Genomic DNA, 11503 nt, shown 5'->3' with positions numbered 1-11503 from the left:
GGAAAACTGGAAATTCAGTCAGGCTTATCGGCCGAACTGAATCAGGCTCAATGACAGACGGCCCTGAATCAGGGTCGGGCGTACATGCGGCTGCGCAGGGAACTGATGAGGAAGGAATCGGGGTCGGAGATGAACCGACACGCCCTCGTCATTCCCGCCCAAGCGGGAATCCATGTCTTGAGACGAAGATGACTCCCGCGTACGCGGGAGTGACGGAAGAATCAGTCGCCGAGCGCGGTGCGCAGCGCTGCGATTTCGTCCTTGCAGTCATTCACGATGTGAACGCATTTTTCGTTGTCGAGGCCGAGGCGCCAGAAGGCCTTCACGCCCTGCATGTTCAGTTCGAGATCCGCTTCGTGCCCGACGAAGCCGGACATCATCACGGCCACGGTGAGCACGTCCGTGACGTCCGGATGGCCGGCCGTGCGATCGATGTTCTCGTGGTCCGCGACGGCGTCGGAGATGTGTTCCGGGAAGCCCCAGTTCTCGATGATTGCCTTGCCGACGTTCGAGTGCCAGTCGCGGATGACGTGCGCGAGCGTCGCAGGATCGCGGAACAGGCTGCCATGACGGTTCGCGCGGGCAAGGATGTAGATCTTGCCGACGTTGTGCAGCAGGCCGGCGAGCATGCACTCGTCCGCGTTGATCTTCGTGGCACGCGAAGCGATGGCGTAGGCATGAGCTGCGACCATGGTCGCTTCCTGCCACAGGCCTTCGAGTTCCTTCGCGATGTGGCGCAGCTCCGCGGCGCGACGCAACTGGGCGATCGCGAACGACACAGCAGCCGTGCGAACGTTGTTGTGTCCGATGCGATTCACCGCCGTCTTGATCTCGGCAATCGTCTTGCCGCTGCGGTTGAGCGCGACCGAGTTCGCCAGCGTGAGCACACGGGCGGCCAGGCCGGCATCCGATCCCACCACTCGCGCAATCTGTTCCGTGGAAACGCCCTCATCGGCCAGGACCTTGCGCACGCGGACAGCGACGTCCGGGAACGAAGGCAGCTCCACCTTGCCCTTCGAAACCTCCTCGGCCAGTTCCGCCACGAACTGGAAGGCACCCGACGAGCCCGAAGGCTGAGTGACTTCATCGGCGGCGGCAGTCGCGAGATTGTTGGTTGTCATAAGCGCGGTATCGGCAAACAAGTCGTCGGACTTTAGATGAGGCGAATGAGACGCGGGCCTCAATCGGCAGGACTATTGCAGATGTGAGGCGCTGCGGTCTGTTAACCGGTCGGGGTTTGGTGAAGGAGGCGACTGGCTGATGGCTACTGGCCGTTGGCCAGAAAGCGGACAAAACCCCTCAGTCCCTCTGGCCAGTGGCCAGCAGCCGGCGCTAGCCGACCGCCCTGCTCGCCCCCGCCTCATTCGACAGCGCGAGAATCTGGGCGGGAATCCGATGCAACGGCATCACGTGCTGAGCCGCGCCGAGTTTGTGTGCCGCTCCCGGCATTCCCCACACGACGCTGCTCGCTTCGTCCTGTGCGATCGTGCCGGCGCCGGCCTCGAGCATTTCCTTCAGGCCGCGGGCGCCGTCATCGCCCATGCCGGTAAGGATCACGCCGACGGCGTTCGGGCCGACGTTCTGGGCGACGGAGCGGAACATCACGTCGACGCTCGGGCGGTGGCGATTCACATGCGGGCCATCGCTCAGGCGGCAACGGTAGCGGGCGCCGTCACGCTCGACGATCAGGTGGCGATCGCCGGGGGCGATGTAGACGTGGCCCGGAAGAATGTACTGACCGTCCTGCGCTTCGCAGACCGACATCTGCGACGAGCGATTCACGCGCTCGGCGAACGGCTTGCTGAAGGCGGCCGGGATGTGCTGGGAGATCACAATGGCCGGTGCGTCGGCGGGCAATGCGTCGAGCACCTCTCGAATGGCTTCGGTGCCGCCGGTCGATGCGCCGATCGCGATGATTCGATCCGTTGTGCGCAGCACGCGGCGACCGCTGACTGCCGGAAGCACTGCATCCGCGGAACGACGCTCGTCGACCTGCATTGCCACCGGGCGTGGCGCAGTCGCACGGGGATTCACCCGCGCACCCGCAGCCATCTTCACTTTTGCGATCAGCTCTTCAGCGTAGTTCGTGAGGCTGCCCGCGACGTCGACCTTCGGCTTCGGAACGAAATCGATCGCACCGAGCTCCAGCGCACGCAGCGTGATATCCGCGCCGTGCTGGGTCAGCGACGACACCATCACGACCGGCATCGGCCGCAACCGCATCAGGTTCTCGAGGAACGTGATGCCGTCCATGCGCGGCATTTCCACGTCGAGCGTGATCACGTCCGGGTTGAGCTGCTTGATGCGTTCGCGTGCAGCGAACGGGTCCGCGGCGGTGCCCACGATTTCGATGTCGCGATCCTTGCCCAGCATCTCGGTCAGCAGTTTGCGGACCAGGGCCGAGTCGTCGACGATGAGGAGTCTGATGGGCATGATGGCTATCGCATGATGTTCAGAACAGATCGATCTCACCCGCCACCGGCGTCTGTTCGATGCCCGTGAGGTACTTCTGTTCGTGCGATACGACGTCGCCCGAATGACGCGAGTTCAGGTGCCGCACCCGCACGCGTCCGGTCAGCGGGAAGTACTGCACGTGACGCGGACAGGTTTCGCCGACATCCTCCGACACTACGCGCAAACCTTCCTGTTTGAGGAAGTCGCGGACGAAGATGACGTTGTGGTTGCCGACGTCGGTCAGGCTCGACAGCACGCGGCCGCCGCCGAAGATCTTCACTTCGAGCTGGCTGCGCTCGCCGCCGGCCTTGAGGATACGGTTGATCAGCTGTTCCATCGACGCCGAGCCATAGCGCGTTGCGCGGCCGGCGACGTTGTCCCAGGTATCGTTGCCGTTACCGCTCGGTCGCGGCAGCATGAAATGGTTCATGCCGCCGACGCCGCGGCGCGGGTCGCGAATGCAGGCCGAAACACACGAGCCGAGCACGGTGTCGAGGACTTCATCGCTGCTCGTGACGTAGAAATCGCCCGGGAGCAGTTTCGCGATGATCTGGCCGGTCGAGTTGCGGTAGCGCCGGATCGTTTCGAATCCCGCCATGACCCGCGGCAGATCCGCCGCCGCGCTTCCGTGACGTTCAAGCGCCATTGCCATCACCGTGCTTGCGGTAAATCGTCTTGCCGACCAGCCGGAACGGCGCGGTGCCAGCGTGGATCGACTCCGAGTGCCCGAGGCACAGATAGCCGCCGGGCGCGAGCAGTCCAGCGAATCGCGTCACCAGCTTCTCGCGCGTCGGCTGATCGAAATAGATCATGACGTTGCGGCAGAAGATGACGTCGAACGGTCCCTGCATCGGCCAGTTGTGCTGCAGGTTCAGCGTGCGGAAGGTGATGAGCCGGGCAACATCGGGCTGGATCATCGCCTGGCCGGAGTGCGCACCGACTCCCTTGCGGAAGCAGCGGCGCAGCCGGGCTTCGGTAACAGCCGACAGACGGTCAGAGGGATAGATGCCCTGCTGCGCCGTGTTGATCACTTCGCTGTCGATGTCCGTGGCGAGAATCTTCGCGTCCCAGCGGATGCCCGACGGCAAACACTCCGACAGGACCATCGCGATGCAGTAAGGCTCCTCGCCGGTCGAGCAGCCCGCTGACCATATACGCAGACGACGCGAGGTCTGATTGCGCTTCAGCGCTTCCGGGATCATGTACGACGAGAGCGCCTCGAAATGATGGTTCTCGCGGAAGAACGACGTGACGTTGGTGGTCAGCGCGTTGATGAGACCGACGAGCTCCTCGGGACCCGAGTCGCGGACGTGCGCGCAGTAGGACTCGTAGCTCGGCAAGCCGAGTTCGCGCAGTCGGCGGGCGAGCCGTCCCTGCACGAGCTGGCGCTTGTTCGGTCCGAGGATGATGCCCGCGTTCTCGGCAATGACGTGCCGGATGAACTCGAACTCCGCATCGCCGAGCACCGGCCCGAACTGCGCATTGTCGCCTGCGGGGGCGTGCACATCGGCGTGGAAGGCTGAAGTCGGCATGACGGTACGGATCGAAAGCGAAAGACAGTAGGCGGGGATGGCGGCGCCTTCGCAGGCGCCGCCGCTTCAATCACATCAGGCCGCGGTAGCCGCCGGCGCAGCAGCCAGACCCGCGACATCGCCGCCAATCAGCGTATCGATGTCGAGGAGCATGACCATCCGGCCAGAAACGGCCGCGAGGCCTTCGATGAACTCCGTGCTGACCTGTTCGCCGAGCTCCGGCGCAGGCTTCACGTCGTTCGAAGCAACGTCGATCACGTCCGACACGCCGTCGACGACGACGCCGAAGTCACGACGGCCGACAGCCGACTCGACCGACAGGACGATGATCACGGTGAGCGGCGTGTATTCGGCACGCTCGAGGTTGAATCGCATGCGCAGATCGACGACCGGCACGATCGAGCCGCGCAGGTTGAGCACACCGAGGATGTGCGGGGGCGACTGCGGGATGCGCGTCACCGTGGAATAGCCACGGATTTCCTGCACGCGCAGGATGTCCACACCGTACGTCTCTTCACCGAGCGTGAAGGTCAGCACCTGGTGCGAACCGGTTTCGACAGCCCCGTTACGGGTCTCTGCAGCCTGCATAGTTATCGCCCTTTAGAATTACGAAAACTCACCAACACTTTATCGGCCTGATCCGCCCGGACCGGAGTAAGGCATTCGCTCTATCGCCACTCCGACTTCCGCTATCGATCAGGCCCCTGAACGACTCTGGCCAGCGGCCAGTCACCAGCAGCCCTCTGCTCAAAACTCCTGCCACGACGTGTCGTCGCCGCTTGCACGAGCGAGCGGCGCACTTGGCGCAGCCGACTTCACAACAGGACGCGCTGCAGGCTTCGTCGGCTTGCGCGCGACGACGACCGGACGTGCCTTCTCTACCGCGACCGCTGCCGGACGCACCGGCACCGAGTCAGCGTGCCGGAAGTAGCCGATCTGCACGACGAGCTGTGCGGACTGCTGCTCCATCGACTTGCTGGCAGCCGACGCCTCTTCGACGAGCGCCGCGTTCTGCTGCGTGACGCTGTCCATCTGCGTCACGGCGTTGTTGACCTGCTCGATGCCGGCCGACTGTTCTTCGCTCGCGGCGGCGATCTCGGCGACGATGTCCGTCACCTTCTTCACGCTCTCCATGATCTCGGAGAGGGTCTTGCCCGACTCGTCGACGAGCTCGGAGCCGACCTTCACCTTGTCGACAGAGTCGTTGATCAGGTCCTTGATCTCCTTCGCGGCGCTCGCGCTGCGCTGCGCGAGGTTGCGCACTTCGGTCGCGACGACCGCGAAGCCGCGGCCCTGTTCGCCGGCACGTGCGGCTTCGACCGCGGCGTTCAACGCCAGCAGGTTCGTCTGGAAGGCGATTTCGTCGATGACGCTGATGATGTCGGCGATCTTGCGGCTCGAAGTGTTGATCTCGCCCATCGCGCCAATCGCGCGATGCACCACCGCACCGCCCTTCTCGGCCTGCTCACGCGCGCCGACAGCGAGCTGATTGGCCTGGCGGGCGTTGTCCGCGTTCTGCTTCACCGTCGCGGTCATCTCTTCCATGCTGGAAGCTGTCTCTTCGAGCGCGGCGGCCTGCTGCTGCGTGCGCTGCGAGAGATCGTCGTTGCCATGAGAAAGCTGACGGGCAGCCGAACCGACTGCGTCCGCGCTGCCGCGCACGCCGCTCACGATATCCACGAGCTTGGAGTCCATCCGCTTCAGCGATTCGAGCAGTCGGCCCAGTTCATCGCTGGTCTGGACGCGAACGTCGTTGCCCAGCTCGCCGCTCGCAATGCGATCGGCAATACCCACGGCCGTGTTCAACGTCGACACGATCGACTGCACGAGCAGGAAGCCCAACAGCGCCGCGGCGCCGATGCCGACGACGATCGCGCCGATGATGACGGCGGTGTTGCGCTTGAACGTCGTGTTCGCTTCGGTGCGCATCTCCTGCGCCACTTCGATCTGCGCCTTGAGCAGCGCTTCGCTGGCTTCCGTCATCTTGTCGTAGGTCGGGCGAGCCTTTTCGATCAGCGCGCTTTCGGCCTTGTCGAATGTTCCGGCCTGGGCTGCGAGCAGCGCTTCCTGCACGAAAGCGACGACTTCGGAGCTATGACGGCCGAAGTTGTCGGCGATCTGGCGCTCCTTGCTCGTGAGCTCGGTCGCCTGCAGCTTGCCCAGCAGGTCGCGCACTTCGACTTCGCGCTGCTTGAGCTTGTCGAGCGCCGCCCTGATCGCGCCCGCGTCCTGGCGGATGACCAGGTCTTCCGCGGTCGTCAGCACTTCGCGGTCATACGACTCGATCGTGCCCACCCAGCCGGTCGGCATGAATCGATTCGAGAAGATCGCATCGAGATCGCCGTTGCTGGATCGCGTGCCCGTGAGGCCGACGACGCCGACCGCGATGAGGATCACCGCGCTCAGTGCCAGCGTAGCGTAGAGCTTTGCCTTCACGCTCAGGTTGAACATCGACATATCGCTTCCCTTTTCTTGTGATGAATGACAGTTCGTCCGCCGACCGCCGTTCGCGATCAGGCAGCCGCGCGCTGCTGAGCCACGCGGACGAGTCCCGCGACATCCAGGATGAGGGCCACCGAGCCGTCACCCAGAATCGTCGCCCCCGAAATCCCATCGACGCGCCGGAAGTTGGTTTCCAGCGATTTGATGACCACCTGCTGCTGACCGAGCAGATCGTCGACGAACAGACCGACGCGGCGGCCGTCGCCTTCCACGACCATGATCAGGCCTTCATGCAGCTGCGTCGTCCGCGGCTTGACGCCGAAGATCTCGTGCAGACGCAGCACCGGCAGGTAGCGATCGCGGAACCAGAACACTTCGCCCTGACCCGCGACGCGATTGACCATGCCCGCCTTGAGCTGCAGCGACTCGATGATCGTGATCAGCGGCACGATGTAGCTCTCGGTGCCGACGGAAACCGACTGGCCGTCGACGATCGCGAGCGTGAGCGGCAGCGTGATGATGAACCGTGAGCCCTTGCCGAGCTCGGAGCGCACTTCGATCGTGCCGCCGAGTTCCTTGATGTTCCGGCGGACGACGTCCATGCCGACGCCGCGACCGGAAATGTCCGTCGTCTGCTCGGCAGTCGAGAATCCCGCCATGAAAATGAGTTCGTAGACCTGATCGTCCGTAATCGTCTCGGTTGCCCCGACCAGGCCGCGCGAACGCGCCTTCTCGAGGATGCGATCCTTGTTGAGGCCGCCGCCGTCGTCGCCCACTTCGACGGTGATGTTGCCTCCCTTGTGATACGCCTCGAGGAACACCGTGCCGGTCGCGGACTTGCCGGCGGCCGTGCGGACGTTCGGCATTTCGATACCGTGATCGACGCTGTTGCGGACCAGGTGGACCAGCGGATCGCCGATCTTCTCGAGCACCGTCTTGTCGAGCTCGGTCTGGTCGCCCGTGACCTTCAGTTCGACGTTCTTGCCCAGGCGGCCGCTCAGGTCGCGCACCATGCGCGGGAAGCGGCTGAATACGAAGCTGATCGGCAACATGCGCACGCGCATGACGCTTTCCTGCAGCTCGCGCACGTTGCGTTCGAGCTGTGCGAGCCCGGCGCGCAGCTGTTCGGCGACGCCGCCTTCGAGCTTCGTGCCGAGCTGCGTGAGCATCGACTGCGTGATGACCAGCTCGCCCACTGTGTTCATGAGCTCGTCGATCTTCTCCGTGCTGACACGGATCGAGCCGCCTTCGCCAAGGCCCTGCTGTTTCGGTGCTTCGGCGGCATCATGCGTCGGCACGACCGAGAGCGCGGGACGTGCCGGCTCGGCAGCCTTCTCGGCTTTCGCCACGGGAGCAGCCGGCTCTGCAACCGCCGGAGCGGAGGCTGCAGCGGCAGCTGGTGCCGCGGATTCTTCAGAGATGCGCAGTTCGCAATCGCCCTCGGCCCAATCGAAGATCTGTTCGACGACTTCGCGGGTCACATCGGTGTTCAGGCGCAGGTCCCAGATCAGGAAGCACGATTCCGGATCGAGCTGCTGCAACGAAGGCACGTTGCTCGCATCGACATTGACAGTCAGATCGCCGAGATCGCCGAGCTCGCGCAGCATGCGCAGCGGGTCATTGCCGTGGATCAGGAGCTGCGAGTAAGGACGGAAATGGATTCGCCAGCTGTAAGCAGACTTGGACGCCGCAGCAGCGGCAGCAGGAGGTGTCGCAACAGGAGCAGGCTCGGGCGCGGCCGGTGCATTGTTCTTCTGCAGGATCGCGAGCTCGAGATCGAACTGCAGATCGGCAACGCGCTGGGCATCGATCGGCGATTTGTGCTGGACGGCGCGGAGCATGTCGCGCATCACGTCAACCGAGCGCAGCAACAGGTCCGTGATCGGGCGCGACACGTTCATGCGATTGGCACGCAGCTCATCGAGCAGCGTTTCGCAGGTGTGCGTGAAGGATGCGACTTCGGAGAACCCGAACGTGGCGGAACCACCCTTGATCGAGTGGGCGACGCGGAAGATCGTGCCGATCAACTCGGGCTCGGGCGCGCCGACGGTGAGCTTCAGCAGCGAAGCCTCCATGGTGTCGAGCGCTTCGAAGCTCTCATCGAAGAACGCGTCGTGGAATTGGGCCAGATCGAGCGCCATGACTACCTCAGCAGGCGATTCAAGCAGCGAGTTCGGAAACGGCAGGCAGGTTCAGCAGGTCACGTACGCCCAGCAGGCGCGCCGCTTCCGAGAGCTGGCCCGTCACGCCTTGCCACACCACTTCCCGATCCGCGGCGAAGCGGTCACGGACGAAGGCGTACAGCAGTTGCAACGTCGCGGTGTCGATCCGTTCGACCGCACTCGCATCGATGGAAACAGGTTCCTGCGAATCGAGGACCGCGCACAGCGACTCACGCAGTGCGGCGACTTCCTTGATGGAGCAGTTGGCGGCGAGCGTCACCGACGCAGCCCCGCCCGCTTTGACCGTCGCGGCTTCCTGCACAGGTTCCTCCGCGGTCACGGCGGCAACGGCAACCACGGACTCGGCGTCGACCGGTGCGGATGCATCGGCTGCAGAGCGCTTGCGCTTCTGGCCTTTCGCGGTGGAACGCGTCGTGGTTTTCATCGGGAAGCCGGGCCTGATTTCACTAAAACTGCCTGTCGTATCGGCATTTCCGGGGGCGGCTTTAGTCAGGCGGACTCTGACCAGAGGATTTGTGAGGTGAGTCGCAGAGGAGGCCTCGGGTGCCGGCCCGAAGGGAGCCTCTTGCTGTGGGTCCGGCTTTAGCCGGACGTGATCCCGAGGGGATGCTTCGCATGACGTCCGACTGTGACCAACGGGAATCCCCTGGGGGAAAGTCGGACCCCAACCGGAAGGGAGTCCGCGGCTTTCCTTCCCTCCCGTTATGTCGTCGCTCGCCGCGAACTCTTTACTAAAGGTTTCCCCCATACCGCCGTTAATAAGGAGACACACGTCACAGAGACACCCGGTTCCCCATGCGCATCGACCTCGCCACCATTCGCAGCACAGGCTATGCGGGCCAGAGCCCCAGCCTGCTTGCGGATTGGCGTGTCGGCGCCATCCTGCAGGCCACGGCCCTGCGCGACGCCAAGACGGGTGATCTGTGGTTGCAGATCGGAGACCTGCGCTATCCCGCGCGTATCGCGTCCGGTGACACGACCGGGCCCGCCAACGGCGAACGGCTGACCGTTCGCGTGCTTCGCAGCAGTCCCGTCCTGGCGCTCGAGACGCTGTCCTCCGAAAAGGCCGGTCAGAGCGACGACGTGGCTGTGGATGCATTGCGTCGCTATCTGCCCCGGCAGAGCAGCCCTGCTCCGCTCGCCTCGAATCTCTCGTGGATCGCCAACGGCAAAGGCGCCGAAGCGCTGCCCGCTCCCGTAACGCAAGCGGCAACCCGCTTGTGGCAGGCGCTGCCGGATGCCCAGTCACTGATTGATCCGAAGGGATTGCAGAACGCGGTGGCGCGTTCCGGCGCCTTTCTCGAGAACACGCTTGCGACCGGCGATAGGCGGGCTGCGGCAACGGCCGCGTCGCAGGATCTCAAAGCGCTGATGCTGAATCTCGCCCGCGTCGTGAAAGACTTTGGCGGACGTCCCGCCGCTGCGATGGCCGACTCGGCAGTTCACTCGCCGGTGCCGCTGGCGAACGGTCCGCTCACCTCATTGCCATCGGCGCCCGCAACGCTTGCCGTCGCGGACACACCGCCGCAGCAGTTGAATGAGCTCGCTCGTCAGACGGAAGGCGCCCTCGCACGCATGACGGCCTTGCAGGCTGGCGCGACGCATTCGCAGGACACGGCCCTGCAATCAATGGTCGTCGAGGTGCCTGTCCGTCACGGAGATCGTGCGGCAGTGCTTCGATTGCGTGTCGAGCAGGATCGCTCGCGCAAGTTCGACATGCCCGGCGGTGAATCGTGGACGATCGAAGCCGCCATGGACCTCGGTGTCTCGGGCGGATTGCATGCTCGCGTAATGCTGCAGGGTCAGCGAATCGGCGTGCAGCTGCGCGCCGAGTCGGCAAACATTGTCGATGCCCTGATCACACGCGCCCCGGAACTCGAATCGATGCTGCGCGAATCCGGGCTCGAGGTCGATCGCGTGGTCTGCCTGCATGGATTGCCGGCCGGCGACGGTGGCGCGCTGAAGTCGCGGTTGCTGGACCTGCGCGCATGAACGACCGCGCTTCTTCATCGCTGGCCGTCGCGCTGCACTACAACGGCAATGGTGCGCCTCGCGTCATTGCGAAAGGCGGCGGTGTCGTCGCGGATCGCATCATCGAGACTGCGCGCGAGCACAAGATTCCACTGGAAGAAGACGCCGCCCTGGCCTCTTCGCTTTCGAGACTGGATCTGGGGACGGAAGTACCGAGAGAACTGTACGTCGCCGTCGCTCACGTCCTCGCCTTCGCGTGGGCAGTGTCCGGAAAGCGCACCGACCACACGCTCAAGTAGTCGCTCCCGAGTCAACCTACCACGCTGAGCAACGAGCCACGCTTGCGACCGGTATTGGCTTGCGCCACTGCCGGCGCACGCACCGCTTCCTGCGGCGGACGCTGATGCGTACGGGTCTGAATCGAAGCTGGCTGCGGCGATGCGACTTCGCGGGGCTTCGCGCCGTGCAGACGCACCAGCAATTCCGCTTCGTGCCGCGTGACACCGCAGCTGTTGACCAACTCTTCGATTGGCGCACCGTTGCGTGCGAGCCGTGCAGCGACGTCGTAACCGCGTCCAGCCGCAGCTGATCCGGCAGGCGCCAGGCGGGATTCGACTTCAGCACGCTCGCTGAGGCCGTCCAGGCGCGCGCTCATCACGCTGACGGTTTCGTGCAGGCTGCGAAGTTCCAGGAATGCGCGATCCAGCTTCGCGTGCAACGCCGCCGTTGCGCGTTCATCGGCGCGGCGCCAGCGAATAAACGCCATGGCGAATACCCACATTGCACCGACGAGCAGCACGGCGCGCCCGACCATCATCAGCGTTTCCAGCGAGGGATTCGGCAGGATCTCGAACATCGAACGACTCCTGTGACGTGCGTCACATCAGGACCCCCAGCGCCAAAACACTGACGGTCATGGAC

The 11503-nt window shown here is 64.3% G+C and carries 11 protein-coding genes; 2 read left to right on the top strand and 9 right to left on the bottom strand.

Annotated elements, in window-relative coordinates; translation table 11 throughout:
• Positions 1–221: 221 nt before the first annotated feature.
• The 8 genes from HNQ60_RS15535 to HNQ60_RS15500 form a co-directional block, all read right to left on the bottom strand.
• Complete coding sequence (locus HNQ60_RS15535) at positions 222–1121, bottom strand: HDOD domain-containing protein (protein WP_184333369.1); 900 nt, start codon at positions 1119–1121, stop codon at positions 222–224.
• 211 nt (positions 1122–1332) lie between these two features.
• Positions 1333–2433 carry a protein-glutamate methylesterase/protein-glutamine glutaminase gene (locus tag HNQ60_RS15530; protein ID WP_184333367.1) on the bottom strand — a complete coding sequence of 367 codons (1101 nt, stop codon included), beginning with the start codon at positions 2431–2433 and terminating at the stop codon, positions 1333–1335.
• A gap of 19 nt (positions 2434–2452) precedes the next feature.
• Positions 2453–3100 (bottom strand): chemoreceptor glutamine deamidase CheD, encoded by a 648-nt coding sequence (gene cheD / locus HNQ60_RS15525; RefSeq protein ID WP_184333365.1) that lies wholly within the window; start codon positions 3098–3100, stop codon positions 2453–2455.
• A complete protein-coding gene (locus tag HNQ60_RS15520; RefSeq protein WP_184333363.1) occupies positions 3090–3986 on the bottom strand; it encodes a CheR family methyltransferase in 897 nt (298 codons plus the stop codon). The genes cheD and HNQ60_RS15520 overlap by 11 nt, the downstream gene beginning before the upstream one ends.
• A gap of 75 nt (positions 3987–4061) precedes the next feature.
• The gene (locus HNQ60_RS15515) at positions 4062–4574 is read right to left on the bottom strand and encodes a chemotaxis protein CheW (RefSeq protein ID WP_184333361.1); all 513 of its coding nucleotides are present in this window, start codon (positions 4572–4574) and stop codon (positions 4062–4064) included.
• 159 nt (positions 4575–4733) lie between these two features.
• The gene (locus HNQ60_RS27920) at positions 4734–6443 is read right to left on the bottom strand and encodes a methyl-accepting chemotaxis protein (protein WP_184333360.1); all 1710 of its coding nucleotides are present in this window, start codon (positions 6441–6443) and stop codon (positions 4734–4736) included.
• Between the two features lie 56 nt (positions 6444–6499).
• Complete coding sequence (locus HNQ60_RS15505) at positions 6500–8569, bottom strand: chemotaxis protein CheA (RefSeq protein WP_184333359.1); 2070 nt, start codon at positions 8567–8569, stop codon at positions 6500–6502.
• Positions 8570–8588: 19 nt separating this feature from the next.
• A complete protein-coding gene (locus HNQ60_RS15500) occupies positions 8589–9035 on the bottom strand; it encodes an STAS domain-containing protein (RefSeq protein WP_184333357.1) in 447 nt (148 codons plus the stop codon).
• Between the two features lie 371 nt (positions 9036–9406).
• Here HNQ60_RS15500 and fliK point away from each other — a divergent pair, with 371 nt between their 5' ends.
• Together fliK and HNQ60_RS15490 are read left to right on the top strand one after the other, a co-directional pair.
• Entirely contained in the window at positions 9407–10603 is a 1197-nt protein-coding gene (fliK, locus tag HNQ60_RS15495) for a flagellar hook-length control protein FliK (protein ID WP_184333355.1), read from the top strand.
• Complete coding sequence (locus HNQ60_RS15490) at positions 10600–10881, top strand: EscU/YscU/HrcU family type III secretion system export apparatus switch protein (protein ID WP_184333353.1); 282 nt, start codon at positions 10600–10602, stop codon at positions 10879–10881. Before fliK ends, HNQ60_RS15490 begins: the two co-directional genes overlap by 4 nt.
• An 11-nt stretch (positions 10882–10892) precedes the next feature.
• Here HNQ60_RS15490 and HNQ60_RS15485 read toward each other — a convergent pair whose 3' ends face one another.
• Positions 10893–11438, bottom strand: coding sequence for a DUF2802 domain-containing protein (locus HNQ60_RS15485; protein WP_184333351.1), 546 nt, complete (start codon positions 11436–11438; stop codon positions 10893–10895).
• Positions 11439–11503 lie beyond the last annotated feature (65 nt).

It is taken from the genome of Povalibacter uvarum (assembly GCF_014202975.1).
Lineage (GTDB): Bacteria > Pseudomonadota > Gammaproteobacteria > Steroidobacterales > Steroidobacteraceae > Steroidobacter > Steroidobacter uvarum.
This window is presented reverse-complemented; position numbering and strand designations above follow the sequence as displayed.

Excerpts from the sequence above, each read along its gene's own strand:
- HNQ60_RS15535 (WP_184333369.1), bottom strand. The coding sequence starts at position 1,121 with ATGACAACCAACAATCTCGCGACTGCCGCCGCCGATGAAGTCACTCAG.
- HNQ60_RS15530 (WP_184333367.1), bottom strand. The coding sequence starts at position 2,433 with ATGCCCATCAGACTCCTCATCGTCGACGACTCGGCCCTGGTCCGCAAA.
- cheD (WP_184333365.1), bottom strand. The coding sequence starts at position 3,100 with ATGGCGCTTGAACGTCACGGAAGCGCGGCGGCGGATCTGCCGCGGGTC.
- HNQ60_RS15520 (WP_184333363.1), bottom strand. The coding sequence starts at position 3,986 with ATGCCGACTTCAGCCTTCCACGCCGATGTGCACGCCCCCGCAGGCGAC.
- HNQ60_RS15515 (WP_184333361.1), bottom strand. The coding sequence starts at position 4,574 with ATGCAGGCTGCAGAGACCCGTAACGGGGCTGTCGAAACCGGTTCGCAC.
- HNQ60_RS27920 (WP_184333360.1), bottom strand. The coding sequence starts at position 6,443 with ATGTCGATGTTCAACCTGAGCGTGAAGGCAAAGCTCTACGCTACGCTG.
- HNQ60_RS15505 (WP_184333359.1), bottom strand. The coding sequence starts at position 8,569 with ATGGCGCTCGATCTGGCCCAATTCCACGACGCGTTCTTCGATGAGAGC.
- HNQ60_RS15500 (WP_184333357.1), bottom strand. The coding sequence starts at position 9,035 with ATGAAAACCACGACGCGTTCCACCGCGAAAGGCCAGAAGCGCAAGCGC.
- fliK (WP_184333355.1), top strand. The coding sequence starts at position 9,407 with ATGCGCATCGACCTCGCCACCATTCGCAGCACAGGCTATGCGGGCCAG.
- HNQ60_RS15490 (WP_184333353.1), top strand. The coding sequence starts at position 10,600 with ATGAACGACCGCGCTTCTTCATCGCTGGCCGTCGCGCTGCACTACAAC.
- HNQ60_RS15485 (WP_184333351.1), bottom strand. The coding sequence starts at position 11,438 with ATGTTCGAGATCCTGCCGAATCCCTCGCTGGAAACGCTGATGATGGTC.